Below are 20631 nucleotides of genomic sequence, written 5' to 3'. Positions count from 1 at the left end.
TCCTTCGTCAGGTGCCCCTGGGGCCCCGTCCCCGTGGCTCGTGGGCTTCGAGGCCCGGTGGGAAGAGGCTTTCATCGAACAGCTCGACCTCGTGGCGCACCGGACTGGCGTCGCTGATGAGTCGCGTCAGCTCCTCGGCCAGGTCGGCCCGGCCGAAGGGGCGACCGGTGCGGCGGACCTCCTGGATGAGGCACTCCCTGAGCGCCACGCACAGCGCTCCCGCCGAGCCGAAGCGCTTCGGCGCCTCCTTGTGCAGCATCCCGTGAAGCACGGCGCGCACCTCGGGCGGCAGGCTCGCGGCGGCGCGCTCCACGTCCTGGGGGCCATGGTCCTCCAGCAGCATCAGCATCTGCGTGAGCGGCAGGGAAGGGGGCTCCTCCAGGCGCAGCTCACGTGACTTGGCGCGAGGTGGCCCCAGCGCCTCGGCCGCCGCCGCGAACAGGTGCCGCCCCGTGGCCAGCTCCAGCAGCACCAGCCCCAGCGAGAAGAGGTCCGAGGCGGCGGTCAGCGCCGTGCCCGCGAGGTACTCCGGAGACGCATACGCCACGTCCCCCTTGAGCAGCGCCCCCGCCGTCTCCTCCCGGCCGACCAGGTGCGAATAGGCGACGCCAAAGTGCGTCAGCTTCACCTCGCCTGTGCGCGCCACCCGCACGTTTCGTGGGCTGACGTCGCGATGAATCAGCCCCAGGGACCGGCCCTGCGCGTCCTGGAGCGAGTGCGCATGGTGCAAGGCATCCGCCAGCTCCGCGGCGACATGGAGCGCGAAGGCCAGGGACACGGCCCTTCCTCGCATGGCGATGAGGTTCAGCACCGTCTCCAGCGACGGCCCGTCCACATGCTCCATGATGATGTACGGCGTGCCCCGGTGAATCTTGAAGTAGTGCACCTGGGCGATGTTGGGGTGGTGGAGGCGGTAGGCCAGTTGCACCTCCTCCACCAGCCGGTGCCGGCGCGCGGAGGTCGCGGGGCTGCGCACGCGCTTGATGGCGACGGGGCCCGCGAGCCCGTGCTCCTGGTAGCGGTCGGCCAGGAGCAGCTCCTCGCCATTGGCTCGGCGCTCCAGCGTGCGGACGAACTCGTAGCGCGTGTCCTCCACCGAGAAGAGGACATGCCGCCGCTCGAACGTGAAGATGGCGGCTTTGTCCCGGGTGGTGGTCGTGACGGGCTGAGAGGCCAAGGGCGACTCCTTGATATGAACCTGGAAGGGTTAGCCATAGATAATCATGACTCCGGCATGCGAAGGAAGCCGGCCCCGGTGAGGAGCGCCCGGCCGGATTTTTCCGCTGGCCTTCAGGTCAACGGGCGGGCTCTTGTCAGGCGCCGGGGCCTGCTCTCGTCGTGAGCCGCCGGACGCCACCGGTGTGCCTGGGACTCCGCCGAAGCGGCCCCGTGAACGCACGACCGAGGAGAACACCCGGATGGACACGGAGCTGCAGGGCAGAGGCGTCCTGATTACAGGCGGCGCAGGAGGAATCGGCACCGCCCTGGTCCATAACTTCGCGGAAGAAGGCGCGAAGGTGGCGGTGCACTACCACTCCAGCACCGAGAAGGCCCAGGCGCTGGCCCGCGACGTCGGTGGCGCCGCGCTGCGCGCGGACCTGACGGTGGAAGCCGACGTGGACGCGCTGGTGCCCGCGGCGGTGGCCGCGTTGGGCAGGTTGGACGTGCTGGTGTGCAACGCGGGCGTTTGGCCCGCCCCGGATGAGCCCGTCTGGGAGATGTCCCTGACGCGCTGGCGCCGCACGCTGGCGGAGAACCTGGACAGCGTCTTCCTGTGCTGCCGCGCCTTCCTCCGGCACGTGGCCACGACGAAGACGGGCAACATCGTCATCATCAGCTCCACCGCGGGGCTGTTCGGTGAAGCAGGACACGCGGACTACGCCGCCGCCAAGGGCGCGCTGGCGAGCGGCTTCCTCAAGAGCCTCAAAAACGAGCTGGGGCGCATCGCGCCCCTGGGCCGCGTCAACGTCGTGTGCCCGGGGTGGACGGCGGTGGACCGCAGCCGCGACAAGCTGGCCCAGCCGGGCTTCCTCGAGCGCGTCACGCGGACGATGCCGCTGCGCAAGGTGGCCGAGCCCGTGGACGTGGCGCGGGCGGTGGTGTCGCTCGCGTCGGACCGAATCTCCGGACACGTGACGGGTGAAGTCGTCACGGTCGCCGGCGGAATGGAAGGAAGGGTGTTGCATGACGACTGAACTGGACGTGCGGACGTACAACCGAGAGGCGTGGAATCACCAGGTGGCCACGGGCAACAAGTGGACGCTCCCCGTGAGCCCGGAGGTCATCGCCGCCGCGCGCAGGGGCGACTGGAGCGTCGTCCTCACGCCCACGAAGCCCGTGCCGCGCGAGTGGTTCGGTGACATCCAGGGCAAGGACCTCCTGTGCCTCGCGGGCGCCGGTGGACAGCAGGCGCCGGTGTTCGCGGCGGCGGGCGCCCGGGTGTCGGTGCTGGACAACTCACCCGCGCAGCTCGGCCAGGACCGCCTGGTGGCGGAGCGCGAGGGCCTGGAGCTCCGGCTGGTGGAGGGCGACATGCGCGACCTCTCCGCCTTCGAGGACGCGAGCTTCGACCTCATCTTCCACCCGTGCTCCAACTGCTTCGTGGACGCGGTGCGTCCCGTGTGGCGTGAGGCGGCGCGCGTGCTGCGGCCCGGCGGCGTGCTGCTGGCCGGCTTCACCAACCCCGTGAACTACCTGTTCGACCTGGCCTTGGAGAAGCAGGGCATCTTCACGTTGAAGTACCGCATGCCCTATTCGGACTTCACCAGCCTGTCCGACGAGGAGCGCCGCCGCTTCACGGATGTGACCGAGCCGCTCTGCGTGGGGCACTCCCTGGAGGACCAGCTGGGCGGGCAGGCGGACGCGGGGCTCGCCATCATTGGTCTCTTCGAGGACTCGTTCGGTCCGGAAGATGCCCTGTCGCGGTACTACAACGGCTTCATCGCCACCCGCGCGATGAAGCTCCCGGCGCGGTAGGGCGCGGCGGATTTAACCTTTCGCGCCGCGCGGGGTTTTTCAGGGCATGAGGCGACGGGAAGGCCGGCACCCGAAGCCTCAGTCACCCCGAGGAGCAAACCCCGATGAAGCTCATGACCGCCCTGCGTTCCGTTGCTGTCGCCTCGCTGTTCCTCTCCGCGCCCGTGCTGGCCCAGACGGCCGCGCCCGAGTCCGCCCCTCCGCCCGCCGCGGACGGCAAGGGGCACGGGGGGCACCACCGGCACAAGGGCAAGAAGCACGGGAACAAGATGGCCCGCATGGCGCACCGGATGGACAAGGCCGTGGCCGAAGGGAGGCTCTCCCAGGCCCAGGCCGACCAGTTCAAGGCCGAGGGCCGCCAGCTGCGCGAGGAGATGAAGGCCCAGCGTGAAGCCTCGGGCGGCAAGCTCTCCGACGCGCAGAAGGACGAGATGCGGTCGAAGATGCGCGCCTTCCGCGAGAAGGTGAAGTCGGCCATGCAGGCGAGCGCGCCGCAGAAGCTGTAGTCCCGTGCCGCACGCGGCGTGACGCCTCGGGGGCGGCTGGCGCAGAATGCGGGGACCTGCCTTCGCGGACGAGGTCCTCATGCGTGTGTTCCCCTTGCTGGCCGTCGCCGTCCTCTTCTTCGGTTGCGGCGCGCGCTCGGGCCGCTTGAAGCCCGAGGGCCCAGCGCCCACGGTGGCTGTTCCGGATGACGCGGAGCTGCGCCGGGTGCAGACGCGGGCGAAGTACCTCTTCGATGCGGAGCGCGCCGCCATCTTCGCCACGGACCGGCTCCTCATCCAGGACTCGCTGGACCGCTCGCGCATGGAGTGGTTCTTCACGGTGCCTCGCGAAGACGGCTGGTACTCCCTCTTCGGCACCCTGGACGACGCGGGCACCTTCACCCCCGCCTATGCCTTCAAGGCTCCGCGTGACGACGCGGAGCAGATGGCCCCGCTGCCACTCAACGAGCTGCCCGGGGACTTCAGCCCCGTCGCCCGAGCGGTGAAGTCGTCGATGCTGGCCACGGTGGAGGCCTTCGCGCGAGGGAGCATCAACCCGGTGGTCTTCGTGGAGGAGGATGGAGACCTCACCGTCTATGTCCTCCAGGGCACACGGGACCCCATGCGCTTCTACCTGGGCGGAGACATCCGTTTCCGCTACGGCCCCGACGGGCGCACCCAGCGGGAGGCGGTGCGGCTGCACAAGAGCGTCTTCGCCATCAGCCTGGAGCCGGGGCCGGACGGCGAGCTGTACCAGGGCTCGGCTCACTCCCACGTCCTCTTCGGGGGGCCATTGGAGACGGAGCTGGCGACGCTGATGCTCTACCCGGAGCTGGGCGCGCTCACGGTCATCCACGCCGCGTCGCGCATCGCCTACTTCCTGACCCCGGATGGAGCCATCCGGGTGCTGAGCGAAGCGCCGGAGCGGCAGCGGATGCTGAAGCCGGATGGGACGTTCGGCCCGCTCGACATGGAGGAGGACGCCGCGCCACCGGCTCCCTCGGGACAGGTCGACCTGTAGCCGGGTTCAGCTGCCCAGGCGTTCGGCCCAGGCGAAGTAGGCCGCCCGGGGGTCCACGAAGGGGTCGCGGAACAGGGACTGCACCTCCGCCTTGGCCACCCGGCCACTGTCGAAGGCCTGGTACAGCCGGTCTCCGAGCAGATAGCCCAGGGCGTGGCTGACGCCGTGGAACAGCCGGTCCTTGCGCAGCGGGAGGAGCTTCACGGCTTCTTCCGGCGCCTCCGCCTCCGTGGCCTTGTGGGTCAGCACGAAGGCGGCGATCTGCCGCTCCACGCCGCGGCTCTCGCCGAAGCGCTGCGCCCACTCGGCCACGCCCAGGCAGGCGCGACGGGGGTTCACCAGCTTCGAACCGAAGAAGCCCAGCGCCTCTTCCAGACAGCGCGCGTAGAAGGCTTCTGAAGCGCCGCGCGGCGCGTCCATGGCGTCACCCACGGCGCAGTGCCGGACGAAGTGCGCCGCTTCCTCCGCCGCGTGGTTCAGCGACAGCGACGCCAGGTAGGCCACCCGCGCGCGGGGGATGTAGCTGCTCTCGCGGGAGAGGATGTGGCGGCGAAGCTGGGTCAGCTCGGCCTGGGTGAAGCGTCCGCGCCGCTGGATTCGCGCCAGGACGTCGCCGTCCGCGGCGGTGGCCACGTCCACCGTGTCCAACGAGCGGCCCACGGGCACGCCGGCGAGCCGGCCGATGAGCGCGGCCATCTCGCGGAAGCGCTCCGCGGCGCCGCGATCCAACAGCGGGGCATCTCCGGCCTCCGCCTCCAGGTAGTCCAGGAAGCTCTGCTGGCACACCACGGGCGAGGCGTTCATCAGGCACAGGGTGCCGTCCGCCAGCTCCACGGCCTCCGCGGCGCCCACGCGGCCCTCGCGTGCCAGCCGCCACCAGACGCCCTCCGCGTTCTGGTACACGACCAACCCCTTGCGCGTCTCCGCGCCGAGCGCGCGCTCCACCTGCGCGGGCAGGTGGCAGGGCGCCACGTGGTACTGGCCCACCAGCACCATGACCAGCGGCCGGTCCGGCGCGCGGGCGGCGCGGGCGATGCGTTCGGCGGCGTAGGCGTCCCGAAGCTCCAGCGAGCGCTCACCCTGCGCCCGGCGGTCGATGCCCACCACCTCCAGCTTCTGCTTGCGCGCGAAGGAGAGCAGGGCGCGCGTGTTGGACCACACCCCCGCGCCGTGTCCCAGCTTCGCCAGCAGGGAGCGCTCCGTGACGCGGCCAGCGCGCCAGGCATCCACGGTAGCCTGGTGACGGCCCTCCACGGACTCCAGCGCCATGATGACGCGGCGGCCCGACGCCCGCGCCCGCTCCACCAGTGCGAGGTACGTCTCCTGCGCGAGCGGGAGCGTGTGGTAGTCGCCGACGTAGACGACGTCCGCCGCCTGTACCTGTTGGTACACGGCGGGCAGCGTCGTGACGCTCCGGTAGCCGGAGGTGCGCCGCCGGAAGCGGGCTTCGTAGGTTCGGAATGAGGCCGTCTGTCCGTCAACCACTCGGGCAATCTGCGCGCGCTGGCGTCGGAACAGGGCGAGGTGCAAGGCGAGCGAATCGCGCATGGAGTGCCGCAATCCCTCGCACGCCACCGAGGGCCCGGCAAAAAAACGGCGCGCCCGGGTGTCGGGTGCGTTCCTTGACTGGGACGGAAGGTCCATGGAGCATGGCGCTCAGCCTTGAAGCCCGCACACGCTCGCGCGACCCTCCTCAGCCTGGTCCTCATCATGGCGGTGCCCGGCCGCGCCGAGGAACCAGGTCTCTTGCATTCCCCGCCGGAGCGCGCCGAGCCGCGCGTCGCGTTGCAGCTCGACGGCACGCTGGTGGAAGGCCGCCGCGTCCTCGAGCTGTACGTGCGCTACCGGGGCCCAGGCGAGCCCTACGCCCGACGGCCCATGGAGCGGGAGTACGGCGACCTGTACCGGGCCGTGATTCCCGCGGAGCACGTCGTCCCGCCCGGCATCGAGTACTACGTCGAGGGCCTCACCGCGGATGGCCAGCGCGTGCCGCTCTTCCAGTCCGCCTCGCGTCCCGTGCGCGTGCTCGTGGGCGGCGAGACGCCGGCCAGTGCGTCCATCGTCCGGTCCACGCCGCCCCCCACGCGCCGCCCCCCGCCAGGCCGGACGCCGCCGCGCGCCGCTCCGCCCGAGCGCACGCCTCCGCCCGAGCGTTCGCGCGCGCAGGCGCCGGCTCCGCAGGACGACTCCATGGCCGCGCTCACGGCGGACCTTCCCGCGGATGCGCCCACGGAGGCGTCGTCGGCACGGCCGTCCCGGACCTCCGAGGCGCCCGCGTCGCGTGAGCCGGCGCCCGCCCGCTCCGAGCTGGAGGAGGACCTGGCCCTCTACAGCGCCGAGGACACGCTGGCCCTGGCCACGCGCCACGAGGCGGCGGTGCGGACGGTGCCCGCCATTGGCGCCTCGTTCAGTCAGCAGCAGCTGCGCTCCCTGGGCGCGCGCACCGTGGCGGACGTCCTGGACGTGGTGCCCGGCCTGTCGGTCAGCCGGGACGTGCAGGGCTTCCACCGCACCGCCATCCGCGGCCTGCGCAACGACGCGGAGGTGCTCTTCCTCCTCAATGGCCACCGCCTCAACAGCTTCTTCGACGGCAAGGCGCTGATGAACCTGCCGGTGGAGAACCTGGAGCGGGTGGAGGTCATCCGCGGCCCTGGCTCCGCCCTCTATGGCGCCGGTGCCTTCCTGGGCGTGGTCAACATCGTCACGGACACGTCGGACGGCGTCCGCACGGCCGTGTCCGTCGGCGGCTACCCGGGCCAGGATGACCGGCTCGCCGTCACGGGCAACGGTCACCTCTCCGCGGGGCACACCGCCGGAAACCTGCGCGTCTTCGCGGACGTGGACCTGTGGAGCCAGGCCGGTGACTCCACCGTCATCGAGAACGACGGCCTGGACGACGAGTCGCGCTCGCAGGGCCTGCGTGACGTGACGGACCCCGCGGGGCGCACCCGCGACGAGCGCTTCCTCTTCAACGCGGGCGCGGGCGCCACCTACGCCATGGGCGACGCGGGCCTCCTGGGGGCCTCCGCGCGCTTCCTCACCGAGCGCCGCAGCGCCCTGGTGGGCCTCTTCGACACGGTGGGCGAGGACTCCAGGCTGGGCTGGAACGTCTTCCTCGCGGACCTGACCTGGGAGCGCGCCTTCGGACCCGACGTGAACCTCCGCGCGCGGGCCGCGTATGACCAGCAGTCCACCGACCGCTTCTTTCAAATCACCCCTCGCGAGTTCAGCACCGGCACGGGCACCAGCCGCCTGTTCGAAGAGGGGATGCAGGAGCAGACGCGCGTCTCCGTGCGCTCGCTCACCGGCTCCGTGGACGCGGACGTTGCCCTGGGCGCCTACAACCGCCTCTCCCTGGGCGCGGTGGTGGAGCAGCAGTCGCTGGGCAAATACGACTACATGACGAACTACACCCTGGACGCCCAGGTGCGTCCGGACGGCCTGGCGCGGCCGGAGGGCCTGGTGGACCTGACGAGCGGCGCCGCGTCCCGCCGCCTCAACGTGGGGCTCTTCGCGCAGGACCAGTGGACCGTCGTCAACGCGCTCACGCTCACGTTCGGCGTGCGCATGGACGCCACCCAGTTGCCCACGGTGGACGCGTCCGGCGCCATCAACGGCACCCGCTTCGTGCCCACCCTCAATCCGCGCGTGGGACTGGTGTTCGCGGCCACCGACTCGCTGGTGCTCAAGGCCCTCTACGGGCGTGCCTTCCGCGCCCCCACGCTGCAGGAGCTGGTCGAGCGCATCCCGGACACGAATTACAACCAGGGCCGCTTCGAGGGCAACCCGCGCCTCCAGCCCGCCACGGTGGACACCTTCGAGCTGGGCGCGGACCTCGTCCAGGCGGCGGGGGACGCGCGGGTGCGGCTGCGCGCCAACGCGTACGTGGCGTTCTTCGGCTCGCCCATCGTCCCCGTGGACACGTCCGGCAACATCGTCCCGCTGCGCAACCGCGAGCTGGGCGTGCGGGTGTACGGCGTGGAGGGCGAGGCCCGCCTGGAGGCCTCCAAGCGCGCGTATGCGTGGCTCAACGCCAGCATCTCCCGCGCGGAGGACCTGGAGCTGCCCACCCAGTCCCGCCTGCTCACCGACACGCCGCAGGCGCGCTTCAACGCCGGGGTGTCGATGCCCATTGGCGCCTATGTGAACTTCGACGTGGTGGTGCGCACGGGCGCGGAGCGGCGCAACAACAGCCGCTCCGTGCTGGAGCTCATCCGCCGCTACAAGATTCCGTCCTACAGCCTCATCACCGCGCAGCTGCGCACCGAGCCCATCCTGGAGCACTTCGAGGTGGCCCTGGTGGCGCACAACCTGTTCGACAATGACCTTCGCGACGACGTGCCCCGTCCGGACCGCGTCCCCGGGCTGCTGCCGCGCGAGGGCATGTCCGGATTCCTCACCGTGAGGGCCCACTACTGATGCCGCGCTCCCGCTCCCGCTTCGCCGCGCTCACCTTCGCCCTGGTGGGCGCCTTCCACGGCGGCTGCATCGCCTACAACGACTCGTGCCAGCCCCTGGTGGAGGACCCCGACGCCGTCGTGGGCTACCTGGCCCACGAGGTGCTGCTCGACAAGGTCTACACCCGGCACGACAACAATGCGCTGGGCCAGCTCGTCGCGGATGCGCTCCTCCACGCGGAGGATGACTCCACGCGCCCCGCGGTGCTGGGTGTCGTCAACGGCGGCTCGCTGCGCCAGGAGGGCCTGTGCGTCACGCGGACCTCGCTGCGCCAGGGCGCGCTCACCGACGGCGTGCTGCACGAGCTCCTCCTCTTCGAGAACCTCGTCGTGACGGTGGACCTCACGGAGAAGGAGCTCGTGGACATGATGGAGCTGTCCGTGGGCTCGCTGTACACGGCAGGGCAGAGCATCGCCTCACCCTCCGGCGCCTTCCTCCACGTGTCGGAGGGCAGCTCGCTGCGCGTGGACTGCGCCCAGCCGGAAGGCGCGCGCGTGCGCGAGCTGACGGTGGGTGGGGTGCCCGTGGCGCTGCCCGCGCGCGAGGACGCGTCCATCCGCTACCGCGTGGCCATGAACGCGTACCTCCTGGACGGGGGAGACGGCTACGGCGCGGCGCTGGGCAACGCGGGACAGAACCCGGACCGCAACCCGGTGCAGGCGCGCAAGCTGCGCGGGACGGAAGCCAACCTCGCGTCGGCGTACATGAAGGCCCGGCACCCAACGCCCGTGCAGGCGCTGCGCGAGGAGTCGCGGGTCGTCTTCCAGAATTGCGCCCTGCCCGCGAGGCCCGCGGGCAGGTGAGGGTGGGGAGCCGGGCGTGGAGCCGGCCCTCCGGAACTACTTGGGCTCTTCGGAGGGCGCCGCCGCCACGGCCGTCACCGGCTGAGCGGGGGCGGGCGCGGGGGCCGCGGGACGAGGAGGCGGGCTGAGGACGTCGTTGACCGACGGCATCTTCCGGATGTCCCCGCGTGCCACCTTCCACGCCTGCTGGACAATCCAGGACAGCGAGCGGTCCTGCCGCGTCGCCTCACGCTGGATCTCCTCCAGCATGTCCTCGGGGAAATAGAGACTCTGTTTACGATGGTCCGTCGTAGCCATCCGTCGTTACTCCTCCCGAGGGTCCTGGCGCTCGTCGCCAGTCACGTCATTCACGGCGGGGAACGACTTGATGCGCTCGCGGGCGATCTTCCACGCCTGCTGCACGACCCAGGACAGGGAGCGGTCCTGGCGGGTCGCCTCTTCCTGGATCTCCTTCAGCATCTCCTCGGGGAAGTACAGCGACTGCTTGCGCTTGTCGGTGCCTGCCATACTTGGGTCTCCGGGGCGGATTCGGGGTGACGACCTGAACACACCTGGGCCGTTATCCGACAGACTCCCAAGAGGGTCAACGGTTTCCAAGGACTCATTCCGAGGTCGCACGCTTCACCCCCTTGCTCGTCCAGTTGCACGTAAGCTGTGCAACCGTGCGCGAAAAAGGAAACGCCCCGGACTCCACGGGGAAGTCCAGGGCGCTTCGGAAAGAGGGACCGCCTGGAGAAAATCTCCGGGCGGACCCGTGGACCCAGAGGGGGAGGGGGGGGACCCCTAGGTCCAACAGCTCGAAATTCGACTGTTCCCAGAACAGCGCGCGCGGCCGCGTGTATTTCCGCTACCGCCGCTCCGCTGATTCGATGTTGTGACGATCATAAGAATCTGCCCCCCTGCCTTCAACCGCACGTGTTCCTGTAACCCGCGCACCCGACACTCCATTCCACCGCGGTCCGATGCCCCGTCACGATTCCGCCACACCGCTGCTGACGACGACACTTCGCGCGGCGTACACCCGGCTGGGACTGGAGGGAGGTTCGGTGCTGCTCGCAGTTTCCGGCGGCGCGGACTCCACGGCGCTGCTGGTGGGCACCGCGCTCGTCGCCGGGCCGCTCCGGCTGCGCGTGGAGGTGGCCTCGCTGGACCACGGCCTGCGTCCCGAAGCGGCGGAGGAGGCCCGCCGGGTGTCCGTCCTGGCGGCCGCGCGGGGGCTGCCCTGCCATGTCCAGGCGCTGCGGCTGCGTCCGGGGGCTGGCATCGAGGCGCGCGCGCGGGAGGCCCGCTACGCGGCGCTGGAGGCGCTCCGCCGTGAGCGGGGCCTGGGCGTCGTGGCCACCGCGCATACCGCCTCGGACCAGGCGGAGACGCTGCTCATGCGCCTGGCGCGCGGCACCGCGCTTCGCGGCGCGGTGGGCATCCATGAAGCGCGCCCCGGGCTGGTGCGGCCTCTGCTGACGTGCACGCGCGAAGACGTGGTGGCCTTCCTGATGGAGCAGGGTGTCTCCTATACGACAGACCCGATGAACGCCGACCCTGTCCACTTCCGGACGCGCGTTCGCCTGGGCGTGCTCCCCGCCCTGTCGCGCGCCGCCGGCTTCGCGGTGGAGAGGCACCTGGCCGCCTTCGCGCGGGTGGCCGCGGAGGACGAATCACTGCTGGCGTCCATGGCGGACGCGGCCTTCGCGCGGCTACGCCTGGAGGATGGCGCCCTGGATGCGGTGGGCGTGCGGGCGCTGGCGCCCGCGCTGCGCCGGCGGGTGCTCGCCCGGCTGGTGTCCAGCGCGGAGGCCGCGGTGGATGAGGCCACGCTGGCCCGCGTGCAGCGCGCGGTGGACCAGGGCGGCTCGGCCACGGTGGGGCGGGGCCACGTGCTGCGTGCCACCAGCGGGCGGGTGCGCTGCGTGCGGCGGGTGCCGTCCCCTCCACCCGCCGAGCTGCGGCTGGCGCACGCGGGCGCGCGGGGCTCGCTCGTGGGGACGGGCTGGAATTTTTCCGTCGAGTCCGCACCTCCACCCATGGGGGTGCTCGGGCTGGCGCTCGGGGACGGGACGCGCTGGCCGCTGACCGTGCGGACACGCCGCCCCGGGGACCGGGTACGCACAGTCGTGGGACAACGAAAGCTTCAGGATGTGTTGGTGGATCTTCGAGTGCCCGCGGAAGCGCGGGACACGCGGCCCGTGGTGGCGGACGCCGAGGGGCAGGTGTTGTGGCTCCCCGGCCTCTGGCCACCGGTGGCTCCGCGTGCGGCCGCCAGGGAGTACCTCTGGGCGGTTCCCCCCGGTTCGAGCATTCAGCGGACCGCGGCGTTATAGAGTGGCAGAGTCGCAGTTCGGGGGATGGGCGCGGCCCCCTAAATAGTTGAGGGCTTTTTACTGTTGCTGATACGGTCCGCCGCTGGGTAGCTCGCCTGGTGTCGGCCAAGTGATGGATAAAGCTGGGGTTCTTCCCAGCGCGGCCCTCATCCCGCCGAGTTCCGAAAGGGCAGCTGACACGTGCGTTCGACTTACAAGACCATCGGGCTCTGGGTCATCCTGATCGTCCTCTTCGTCGCCTTCTACAATTTCTTCTCCCAGGGCAACGACCAGGTCCAGGAACCGTCCTTCACCCAGTTGCTGACGAAGGTGGAGGAGAAGAAGGTCAAGGAGGTTGCCGTCAAGGGCAACACCTATTCCGGCAAGTTCACCGACACGTCGGAGAAGTTCCGTACGACGGGGCCGGCGCCGGATGCGGCCATGCTGAACCAGCTCCGCGGCAATGGCGTGGACGTGAAGTACGAGCGGGAGGAGCAGAACAGCCTCTGGCTGACCATCCTCGGTCAGTGGATGCCGGTCGTCTTCCTGTTCCTGTTCTTCATCTTCTTCATGCGCCAGCTGCAGGGTGGCAGCGGCAAGGCCATGACGTTCGGCAAGTCGAAGGCCAAGCTCCTCAACGAGAGCCACAACAAGGTCACCTTCGCGGACGTGGCCGGCGCGGACGAGTGCAAGGAAGAGCTCGAGGAGATTGTCGCCTTCCTCAAGGATCCGAAGAAGTTCACCAAGCTGGGCGGCCGCATTCCCAAGGGCGTGCTGATGATGGGCTCGCCGGGAACGGGCAAGACGCTGCTCGCCCGCGCGGTGGCCGGCGAGGCCGGCGTGCCGTTCTTCTCCATCTCCGGCTCGGACTTCGTGGAGATGTTCGTGGGCGTCGGCGCCAGCCGCGTCCGTGACCTCTTCGAGCAGGGCAAGAAGAACGCCCCCTGCATCATCTTCATCGACGAAATCGACGCCGTGGGCCGTCACCGTGGCGCGGGCCTGGGCGGTGGACACGACGAGCGCGAGCAGACGCTCAACCAGCTCCTGGTGGAGATGGACGGCTTCGAGTCCAACGACGGCGTCATCCTGATTGCCGCCACCAACCGTCCGGACGTGTTGGATCCGGCGCTCCAGCGTCCCGGCCGCTTCGACCGGCGCATCGTGGTGCCGCGCCCCGACGTGAAGGGCCGCCTGGGCGTGCTGAAGGTGCACACCCGCCGCGTGCCGCTGGCGCCGGAAGTGGACCTGGAGGTCATCGCCCGCGGGACGCCGGGCATGACGGGCGCGGACCTGGAGAACCTCGTCAACGAGTCGGCGCTGATGGCCGCGCGGCAGAACAAGGAGCGCGTGGACCTGAGCGATTTCGAGGCCGCCAAGGACAAGGTCTTCATGGGCCCCGAGCGGCGCTCCATGATCATGACCGAGAAGGAGACGCGGAACACCGCCACCCACGAGGCGGGCCACGCGCTGCTGGCCAAGCTCCTCCCGGGCTGCGACCCGCTCCACAAGGTCACCATCATCCCGCGCGGCCAGGCCCTGGGCGTCACCTGGAGCCTGCCCACCGAGGACAAGGTCAACGGCTACAAGAAGCAGATGCTGGACCAGATCTCCATGGCCATGGGCGGCCGCATCGCCGAAGAGCTCATGTTCAACGAGATGAGCAGCGGCGCGGCCAACGACATCGAGCGTGCCACCGAGACGGCCCGCGCCATGGTGTGCCGCTGGGGCATGAGCGAGAAGCTGGGGCCCCTGGCGTTCGGCAAGAGCGACGGTGAGGTGTTCCTGGGCCGCGACTTCAACTCGTCCAAGGACTACTCCGAGGACACCGCCCGGCAGATTGACTCCGAGGTCCGCAGCATCGTCGTGGGCTGCTACGAGCGCGGCAAGCAGCTGCTGACGGAGAACATCGAGGCCCTGCGCCGCGTGACGGACGCGCTGGTGGAGTACGAGACGCTGGACGCCGAGGACGTCAACATCCTCCTCCAGGGTGGGCAGTTGACCCGTGAGCGGCCGCCCCCGCGCGTGAATGCGCCCCCGAAGGCGACGGAGAAGAAGGACAAGCGGAAGATCCTCGACGCGCTCGAGGGCCTGCCCGCGATGGAGCCGAAGAAGGCCTGAGCCTCACGCGCTTCCAGCGGTTGCGCTGAAATGAAGAAGGCCCTTCCCACGCTGCTGGGAAGGGCCTTCTGCATTGCGGGCTCCCGCGCGACTACGGGTAGCGCACCGGGGCGGGCGCCTCGGGGAGGGGGATGAACTCCGTCTCGTCCGGGACGGCGGCGAAGCGGCCGGCCTTCCAGTCCTCCTTGGCCTGCTCCAGCCGCTCCTTCGAGCTGGAGACGAAGTTCCAGAAAATGTAGCGCGGCCCGTCCATGGGCTCCCCGCCGAGCACCAGCAGCCGCGCCGCCGCGGTGGCGTGGAGGGTGACGGCGGCGCCGGGCCGGAAGACGAGCAGCTCTCCCGGCTCGAAGGCCATGCCGTCCACCTCCACGGTGCCCTGGACGAGGTACATCGCCCGCTCCTCGTGCTCGGCCGGAACCACGAAGCGCGCGCCGGCCTCCAGCGCCACGTCCGCGTAGAACATGTCCGACAGCGTCTGCACCGGCGAGCGCTGGCCGTGCACGGTGCCGGTGATGACGCGCATCCGCGCGCCCTCACCCTCGTGGCAGGGCATCTGCTCCTCGGGGTGGTGGACGAAGGCCGGGGCCGTCTCCTCGTGGCGCTTGGGCAGCGCCACCCACGCCTGCATGCCAAAGAGCTTGCTGCCCGCGGCGCGTGGGCCGGGGCCGGTGCGCTCCGAGTGGACGATGCCGTTGCCCGCCGTCATCCAGTTCACCGCGCCGGGGCGGATGGGCTGCGCCGTGCCCAGGCTGTCCCGGTGCATGACTTCACCGTCGAAGAGGTAGGTGACGGTGGCCAGCCCGATGTGCGGATGGGGCCGCACATCCAGGCCGTGGCCGGGTTGGAAGCCGGCGGGGCCCATCTGGTCCAGAAAGACGAAGGGCCCCACCATCCGGCGGCGGGCCGAGGGCAGCGCGCGCCGCACCTCGAACCCGTCGCCCAGGTCGCGCGAGGGCGCGACGATGAGTGTCTCCATCGAAGGGGGGAGCTGCTCCGCGTTCAAGTCGTCCCGGCTCATGTCGTGCTCTCTTTCGGTTCCGCGAGGTGGCCTCAGGCCAGGTCGAACAGCAGCGCTTCCACCGGCTCCGTGGCGGAGAGGACGAGCTGCGACTCGTCCGCCACCGCGACGCCGTCACCGGCCTTCAACTCCACGCCGTTGAGCGTGGCCTTGCCCCGCGCCAACTGCAGCCAGGCGTGGCGGCCCGGAGCGAGCGTGTACGTCGCCTGCTCGCCCGTGCCCAGCAGCGTCGCGTGAAGCACCACGTCCTGGTGCACCGTGAGGCTCCCGTCCCGGGCGTCCGGGCTGGCCACCACCCGCCAACGGCCCTGGCGCTCCGACTCCGGGAAGGCCTTCTGCTCGTAGCCAGGCGTCAGGCCCTTGCGGTCCGGGATGATCCAGATCTGCAGGAAGTGGAGCTGCTCATCCGCGCCGTTCATCTCGCTGTGCAACACCCCCGTGCCGGCCGTCATCCGCTGGACTTCACCGGCGCGCAGCAGGCCCTCTCCGCCCGTGCTGTCGCGGTGGCCAATGGCGCCGCTGAGCGGGTAGGTGATGATTTCCATGTCCCGGTGAGGGTGCGTACCGAAGCCCTCATGGGGCGCGACGCGGTCCTCGTTGATGACGCGCAGGGCACGGAAGCCCATGAAGTCCGGGTCGTAGTAGCCGGCGAAGGAGAACGTGTGGTGGGAGTCCAGCCAGCCGTGGTTGGCGTGGCCGCGGGCTTCCGAGGGGCGAATGGCAATCATGACGTTCCTTTCCGCGGCGGCGCCTGGATGGCGGCCGCTGTTTCGAGAGACATGATGCGCGTGAGGGCCTTCTGGGACTAGGCATGGACAATGGGAAGCATCGTTCCACTCATGAAACAATGTCCCGTTCAGCCAGGGATGGGCCAGTGCTCGCGCAGGCACCCCACGAAGGCCATCACCTTGGGAGCGTGGTGCCGCGTGCTCGGGTAGACGGCGTGGACGGGAGTGCCCGGGGAGCTCCAGTCCGGCAGGATGCGCTGCAGGCGCCCTGCGGCCAGCTCCGAGGTGAAGTGGAGGTTGGGGAGCAGGGCGATGCCGGAGCCCGCCCGCGCCACCGCGTAGAGCATGTCCGGCTCATTCACGACGACTCGGGCGGGCACCTTGATGTCCACCGAGCGGTTGCCGGAGTGGAGCGTCCAGACGTTGTTCTCCAGGCCCGCGCCGAAGAGGAGGCAGTCATGCTTCTCCAGGTCCTTCGGAGTCTTGGGCGCACCGCGCGCCTTGAGGTAGCTGGGCGCCGCGACGACGACGCGCTCCACGCTGCCCAGGCGCCGCGCCATGAGTGACGAGTCCGCCAGTCGTCCGGCGCGAATCGCCACGTCGAAGCCTTCCGCCATCAGGTCCACATTGCGGTCGGTGCACACCAGCTCGAGCTGGACCTCGGGGTACTGCTTGATGAACGTGGACACCAGCGGCCCGATGAAGCTGAACGTCAGCGGCGTCGTCACGCGCAGCAGGCCATGGGGGGCGGCCTGCATCCGCGTCACGGCCAGCTCGGCCTGCTCCGCCTCCGCGACGATGCGCGCGCAGTGCTCGTAGTACGTCCGGCCCACGTCGGTGAGGCGCAGCTTGCGCGTGGTGCGCTGGAGCAGCTGCGCGCCGACCCGCGTCTCCAATTCCGACACCTTCCGGCTCACCGTGGACTTGGGCATCCGCAATCCACGCGCCGCGGCGGTGAAGCTGCCTGCCTGGACCACGCGTGCGAAGACCAGCAACTCGTTGAGGTCCATCTCCCGTCCCTCCCGGGGCGTTGTTCCATGGGTGGAACAGTTCTTCCAGTCTGGCCCATCTAATCAAGCCCGGGGCGCACCGCTACCTTCCTCCTCGTCGAACACACCGCTTCACGCGAAAAGGAAGGCACGTCATGGCCACCACGACCTGGAACATCGACACCACCCACTCCGGCATCCACTTCTCCGTCCGCCACATGGTCATCGCCAAGGTTCGCGGCAGCTTCCGCAAGTACAGCGGCGCCGTCTCCCTGGACGAGCAGGACGTCACGAAGTCCTCCGTCGCCGTCACCATCGAGACGGCCAGCATCGACTCCGGCGTCGAGCAGCGTGACAACCACCTGCGCTCGCCGGACTTCTTCGACGTGGAGAAGTTCCCCACCATCACGTTCAAGAGCACGAAGGTGGAGAAGGCGTCCGGCGACGGGCTGAAGGTGACGGGCCACCTGACCCTCCGCGACATCACCCGCGAGGTGGTGCTGGACGCCGAGCAGCTCGGCGTGGGCAAGGACCCGTGGGGCAACGTCAAGGCCGCGTTCGAGGCGAAGACGTCGGTGGACCGCCGCGACTTCGGCCTGACGTGGAACCAGGCGCTGGAGACGGGCGGCGTGCTCGTCGGCGAGAAGATTGAAATCACCATCGAGGTCCAGGCCGTGAAGGCGCAGGCCGAGCAGGCCGCCTGAGCCACCCGGGCGCGCGCCGGAGCGGTAGGGTAGGCAGGCGCGTCCCGTCCTGGCGGCGGGGCGCGGCCCCCTTCCTGGAGTTCCCGATGATTCGCGCCCGCCTCGTCACCGCCGAGCACCCCGAAGACCTGGTCCTCGCCTTCCGGCGGATGGGGCTGGCCCCCACCTCGCAGGCGGCGCTCCGGGAGTCGCTCCCTCACACGCGGCTGCTCCTCACGGGGCTGGGGACGCAGGCGCTGCACTTCCTCCAGAGGTTGCAGACTCTTTCTGACGCTCCGGCGGAGTTGCCCACCTGGCTCGAAGGGGAGGCCGGGGTACGGCCTGGAACGGGCATGCTGTCGGGGCACGCCGAACAGTTCCGGCTGTTGGTGGCCCTGGCTCGCGGAGGCCGCGACGAGCTGCCGGCGTTGTCCAAGGCCGTGGCTGCCGCGTTGGCCTCGGGCACCGTGCCACCGGCGCTGGTGCTGGGGGACAAGCGCTTCGAGTGGGGCGCGCGCGCCTACGTCATGGGCGTGGTGAACGTGACGCCGGACAGCTTCTCGGACGGTGGGCGCTTCCTCGACCCGGAGGCCGCCATCGCCCATGGGCTCGCCCTGGCGGAAGCGGGGGCCGACCTGCTCGACGTGGGCGGTGAGTCCACCCGGCCAGGCTCGTTGCCCGTCAGCGCCGAGGACGAGGTGGCCCGCGTCGTTCCCGTCATCGAGGGCCTGCGCGCGCGGACGTCCGTGCCGCTCTCGGTGGACACCACCAAGGCCGCGGTGGCGCGCGAGGCGCTGAAGGCCGGCGCGCACCTCATCAACGACATCACCGGCTTCAGCGCCGATGCCGACCTGCCCCGCGTGGTGGCCGAGGCCGGCGCCGCGTGCTGCCTGATGCACATCCAGGGCACTCCAGCCACGATGCAGCGGGCGCCGCGCTACGACGACGTCGTGGAGGACGTGCTGGGCTTCCTGGAGGCCGCCGTCGCCCGGGCTGGCGCGGCGGGCATCCCCCGCGAGCGCATCCTGGTGGACCCGGGCATCGGCTTCGGCAAGACGTTCGAGCACAACCTCTTCCTGCTGCGCCGCCTCCAGGAGCTGCGCGTCCTGGGGCTGCCGTTGCTGGTGGGCACGAGTCGCAAGGGCTTCCTCGGCCGGCTGGCGGGCGGCAAGCCGGCCTCCGAACGGCTGGCGGCGACGCTGGGCTCGGTGGCCTCCATGGCCGCGCTGGGTGGGGCCGACGTGGTCCGCGTCCATGACGTGGTGGAGGCCCGGGACGCGCTGGCCGTCGCGGACGCCATCCGGAGGGCCGAGGACGGAGGGACGCTCTACGCCCGGTAACAAGGTGTGGCTTACAGCCCTCAGCCCGTGGCCGGAACCTTCACCTTCCGCTGGCCGCTCCCCGAGCCGCCGTGTATGGACGGCGACGGTTCGGTTGGTACTGATTTCGCAACCTCTTTTAGTCTGCGTCGGCCTGCACGCCTGGGAGGTTGCCCAGGGAGCAGTGGGTTCCTAACTTCGAGCCCGGGTGGTGGGCGCGGTATAAGCCCCGACGTCGAGAGGCCGGCGCAGGCCCGGCGTGGGAAAGGCGGAGCGGCACACATGGCGTACAGGATGAACATGCCTCCGAAGGAGGCGCGGGCTTCCCAGAAGCTGTTCGGCACGGATGGTGTTCGCGGGAAGGCGAACGTCTATCCCATGACCGCCGAGGTCGCGATGCAGCTCGGGCGGGCGCTCGCGTTCCTCATCCGCAATGGCCCGCATCGCCACCGCGTCATCGTCGGGAAGGACACGCGGCTGTCGGGCTACATGCTGGAGCAGGCGCTGGCCGCGGGCCTCACCTCCATGGGCGTGGACGTGGAGCTCGTCGGGCCGCTGCCGACCCCGGGCATCTCCAACATCACTACCTCCATGCGGGCGGACGCCGGCGCGGTCATCTCCGCGTCCCACAACCCCTACGAGGACAACGGCATCAAGTTCTTCTGGCGCGACGGCTTCAAGCTGCCGGACGAGACGGAAGGCAAGATCGAGGAGCTGGTGTCCAGCGGCTCCATCGACTCCATCCGCCCCACGGCCACGAAGATTGGCCGGGCCTTCCGCATGGAGGACGCGCGGGGCCGCTACATCGTCTTCCTGAAGGCCACCTTCCCGCGCGAGCTGACGCTGGAGGGGATGACCATCGTCGTCGACTGCGCCAACGGCGCGGCCTACAAGACGGCGCCCGCCGTGCTGGAGGAGCTGGGCGCCAAGGTGATTGCGCTCGGCGTTTCGCCGGACGGCAAGAACATCAACCACAAGTGCGGCGCGCTCTTCCCGGAGAACCTGGCCAAGGCGGTGGTGAAGCACGGCGCGCACCTGGGCATCGCCCTGGACGGCGACGCCGACCGCCTCATCGTCGTGGACGAGAAGGGCAAGGTCGTCGACGGTGACGCCATCATGGCCATCTGCACGGGTGAGCTGGTGGCCCGCAAGCAGCTGAAGAAGAAGATGCTGGTCTCCACGGTGATGAGCAACATCGGCCTGGAGCGCGCGGTGGCGCGCTGGGGCGTGAAGGTGGCGCGCACGCGCGTGGGGGACCGCTACGTCGTCGATGAGATGCGCCGCAACGGCTACAACCTGGGCGGCGAGCAGAGCGGCCACCTCATCTTCCTGGACCACACCACCACGGGTGACGGCACCCTGGCGGCGCTCCAACTGCTGGCGGTGATGTGCCGGGCGGGCAAGCCCCTGAGCGAGCTGGCCTCCATCTTCGAGCCCGTGCCCCAGACGCTCATCAACGTCGTCGTGAAGCAGAAGAAGGAGCTGGGCGAGCTCCCCACGGTGATGAAGGTCATCAAGAGCGTGGAGCAGCGGCTGGGCAACTCCGGCCGCGTGCTGGTGCGCTTCTCCGGCACCGAGCCCAAGGCCCGCGTCCTCATCGAGGGCGAGGACGCCGCCAGGAACCAGGCCTACGCGAAGGAAATCGCGGACGCGCTGTCCAAGGCCCTCAGCGTCTGAGGGTCGCTGCGAACGGCGGTTGACTTCCGGACGCTGGCGGCGTGATGAAGGGCCGGCGC

General features: G+C 70.2%; 18 protein-coding genes. 11 read left to right on the top strand and 7 right to left on the bottom strand.

Annotation, left to right across the window (positions count from 1 at the left end; translation table 11 throughout):
- Positions 1-7 precede the first annotated feature (7 nt).
- Positions 8-1177: a serine/threonine-protein kinase gene (locus KGD87_RS11150; protein ID WP_284667439.1), complete on the bottom strand. Its 1170-nt coding sequence runs from the start codon at positions 1175-1177 to the stop codon at positions 8-10.
- 241 nt (positions 1178-1418) lie between these two features.
- Between KGD87_RS11150 and KGD87_RS11145 the strand changes: the two genes are divergently transcribed.
- The 4 genes from KGD87_RS11145 to KGD87_RS11130 all read left to right on the top strand — a co-directional run bounded on the left by KGD87_RS11145 (position 1419) and on the right by KGD87_RS11130 (position 4482).
- A complete protein-coding gene (locus KGD87_RS11145) occupies positions 1419-2195 on the top strand; it encodes an SDR family NAD(P)-dependent oxidoreductase (RefSeq protein WP_284667438.1) in 777 nt (258 codons plus the stop codon).
- Positions 2185-2976 (top strand): class I SAM-dependent methyltransferase, encoded by a 792-nt coding sequence (locus tag KGD87_RS11140; protein ID WP_284667437.1) that lies wholly within the window; start codon positions 2185-2187, stop codon positions 2974-2976. Before KGD87_RS11145 ends, KGD87_RS11140 begins: the two co-directional genes overlap by 11 nt.
- Positions 2977-3080: 104 nt before the next feature.
- A complete protein-coding gene (locus KGD87_RS11135) occupies positions 3081-3482 on the top strand; it encodes a hypothetical protein (protein ID WP_284667436.1) in 402 nt (133 codons plus the stop codon).
- Positions 3483-3561: 79 nt separating this feature from the next.
- Positions 3562-4482, top strand: a complete 921-nt coding sequence (locus KGD87_RS11130; protein WP_284667435.1) for a hypothetical protein — start codon at positions 3562-3564, stop codon at positions 4480-4482.
- A gap of 6 nt (positions 4483-4488) precedes the next feature.
- On the opposite strand, the gene KGD87_RS11125 is transcribed toward KGD87_RS11130, so the two are convergent.
- A complete protein-coding gene (locus tag KGD87_RS11125; protein WP_284667434.1) occupies positions 4489-6030 on the bottom strand; it encodes a ChaN family lipoprotein in 1542 nt (513 codons plus the stop codon).
- A 114-nt stretch (positions 6031-6144) separates the two neighbouring features.
- On the opposite strand from KGD87_RS11125, the gene KGD87_RS11120 reads away from it, so the two are divergent.
- Both KGD87_RS11120 and KGD87_RS11115 read left to right on the top strand, forming a co-directional pair.
- A complete protein-coding gene (locus KGD87_RS11120; protein ID WP_350102024.1) occupies positions 6145-8901 on the top strand; it encodes a TonB-dependent receptor plug domain-containing protein in 2757 nt (918 codons plus the stop codon).
- Positions 8901-9743 carry a 5'-nucleotidase C-terminal domain-containing protein gene (locus KGD87_RS11115; protein ID WP_284667432.1) on the top strand — a complete coding sequence of 281 codons (843 nt, stop codon included), beginning with the start codon at positions 8901-8903 and terminating at the stop codon, positions 9741-9743. The genes KGD87_RS11120 and KGD87_RS11115 overlap by 1 nt, the downstream gene beginning before the upstream one ends.
- 36 nt (positions 9744-9779) lie before the next feature.
- Here KGD87_RS11115 and KGD87_RS11110 read toward each other — a convergent pair whose 3' ends face one another.
- Positions 9780-10040, bottom strand: a complete 261-nt coding sequence (locus tag KGD87_RS11110) for a TIGR04563 family protein (protein WP_284667431.1) — start codon at positions 10038-10040, stop codon at positions 9780-9782.
- Between the two features lie 6 nt (positions 10041-10046).
- On the bottom strand, positions 10047-10250 hold the full coding sequence (locus tag KGD87_RS11105; protein ID WP_002638649.1) for a TIGR04563 family protein: 204 nt from the start codon (positions 10248-10250) through the stop codon (positions 10047-10049).
- Positions 10251-10789: 539 nt separating this feature from the next.
- On the opposite strand from KGD87_RS11105, the gene tilS reads away from it, so the two are divergent.
- Entirely contained in the window at positions 10790-12061 is a 1272-nt protein-coding gene (tilS, locus tag KGD87_RS11100) for a tRNA lysidine(34) synthetase TilS (protein WP_502888017.1), read from the top strand.
- 180 nt (positions 12062-12241) lie between these two features.
- Positions 12242-14158 carry an ATP-dependent zinc metalloprotease FtsH gene (ftsH, locus tag KGD87_RS11095; protein ID WP_284667429.1) on the top strand — a complete coding sequence of 639 codons (1917 nt, stop codon included), beginning with the start codon at positions 12242-12244 and terminating at the stop codon, positions 14156-14158.
- A 91-nt stretch (positions 14159-14249) separates the two neighbouring features.
- On the opposite strand, the gene KGD87_RS11090 is transcribed toward ftsH, so the two are convergent.
- The 3 genes from KGD87_RS11090 to KGD87_RS11080 form a co-directional block, all read right to left on the bottom strand.
- A complete protein-coding gene (locus KGD87_RS11090; protein WP_284667428.1) occupies positions 14250-15176 on the bottom strand; it encodes a pirin family protein in 927 nt (308 codons plus the stop codon).
- Positions 15177-15208: 32 nt separating this feature from the next.
- Positions 15209-15904, bottom strand: a complete 696-nt coding sequence (locus tag KGD87_RS11085; RefSeq protein ID WP_284667427.1) for a pirin family protein — start codon at positions 15902-15904, stop codon at positions 15209-15211.
- Between the two features lie 128 nt (positions 15905-16032).
- Positions 16033-16914, bottom strand: coding sequence for a LysR family transcriptional regulator (locus tag KGD87_RS11080; protein ID WP_284667426.1), 882 nt, complete (start codon positions 16912-16914; stop codon positions 16033-16035).
- A gap of 134 nt (positions 16915-17048) precedes the next feature.
- On the opposite strand from KGD87_RS11080, the gene KGD87_RS11075 reads away from it, so the two are divergent.
- From KGD87_RS11075 to glmM, 3 genes are all read left to right on the top strand, one after another.
- The gene (locus KGD87_RS11075) at positions 17049-17597 is read left to right on the top strand and encodes a YceI family protein (protein ID WP_284667425.1); all 549 of its coding nucleotides are present in this window, start codon (positions 17049-17051) and stop codon (positions 17595-17597) included.
- An 86-nt stretch (positions 17598-17683) separates the two neighbouring features.
- A complete protein-coding gene (folP, locus tag KGD87_RS11070) occupies positions 17684-18916 on the top strand; it encodes a dihydropteroate synthase (RefSeq protein ID WP_284667424.1) in 1233 nt (410 codons plus the stop codon).
- A gap of 261 nt (positions 18917-19177) precedes the next feature.
- The gene (glmM, locus tag KGD87_RS11065; RefSeq protein ID WP_284667423.1) at positions 19178-20572 is read left to right on the top strand and encodes a phosphoglucosamine mutase; all 1395 of its coding nucleotides are present in this window, start codon (positions 19178-19180) and stop codon (positions 20570-20572) included.
- Positions 20573-20631 lie beyond the last annotated feature (59 nt).

This window comes from Myxococcus sp. SDU36, assembly GCF_030168875.1.
In the GTDB taxonomy this organism is placed as follows: domain Bacteria; phylum Myxococcota; class Myxococcia; order Myxococcales; family Myxococcaceae; genus Myxococcus; species Myxococcus vastator.
The sequence above is the reverse complement of the archived record's forward strand: the minus strand, read 5'-3'. Positions and strand labels throughout refer to the sequence as shown.

Bases quoted from the DNA above. Each gene is read 5' to 3' on its own strand.
- KGD87_RS11075 (WP_284667425.1), top strand. From the start codon at position 17,049: ATGGCCACCACGACCTGGAACATCGACACCACCCACTCCGGCATCCAC.
- KGD87_RS11090 (WP_284667428.1), bottom strand. From the start codon at position 15,176: ATGAGCCGGGACGACTTGAACGCGGAGCAGCTCCCCCCTTCGATGGAG.
- KGD87_RS11130 (WP_284667435.1), top strand. From the start codon at position 3,562: ATGCGTGTGTTCCCCTTGCTGGCCGTCGCCGTCCTCTTCTTCGGTTGC.
- folP (WP_284667424.1), top strand. From the start codon at position 17,684: ATGATTCGCGCCCGCCTCGTCACCGCCGAGCACCCCGAAGACCTGGTC.
- KGD87_RS11135 (WP_284667436.1), top strand. From the start codon at position 3,081: ATGAAGCTCATGACCGCCCTGCGTTCCGTTGCTGTCGCCTCGCTGTTC.
- KGD87_RS11125 (WP_284667434.1), bottom strand. From the start codon at position 6,030: ATGCGCGATTCGCTCGCCTTGCACCTCGCCCTGTTCCGACGCCAGCGC.
- KGD87_RS11110 (WP_284667431.1), bottom strand. From the start codon at position 10,040: ATGGCTACGACGGACCATCGTAAACAGAGTCTCTATTTCCCCGAGGAC.
- KGD87_RS11080 (WP_284667426.1), bottom strand. From the start codon at position 16,914: ATGGACCTCAACGAGTTGCTGGTCTTCGCACGCGTGGTCCAGGCAGGC.
- KGD87_RS11145 (WP_284667438.1), top strand. From the start codon at position 1,419: ATGGACACGGAGCTGCAGGGCAGAGGCGTCCTGATTACAGGCGGCGCA.
- KGD87_RS11140 (WP_284667437.1), top strand. From the start codon at position 2,185: ATGACGACTGAACTGGACGTGCGGACGTACAACCGAGAGGCGTGGAAT.
- KGD87_RS11115 (WP_284667432.1), top strand. From the start codon at position 8,901: ATGCCGCGCTCCCGCTCCCGCTTCGCCGCGCTCACCTTCGCCCTGGTG.
- KGD87_RS11105 (WP_002638649.1), bottom strand. From the start codon at position 10,250: ATGGCAGGCACCGACAAGCGCAAGCAGTCGCTGTACTTCCCCGAGGAG.
- glmM (WP_284667423.1), top strand. From the start codon at position 19,178: ATGGCGTACAGGATGAACATGCCTCCGAAGGAGGCGCGGGCTTCCCAG.
- KGD87_RS11085 (WP_284667427.1), bottom strand. From the start codon at position 15,904: ATGATTGCCATTCGCCCCTCGGAAGCCCGCGGCCACGCCAACCACGGC.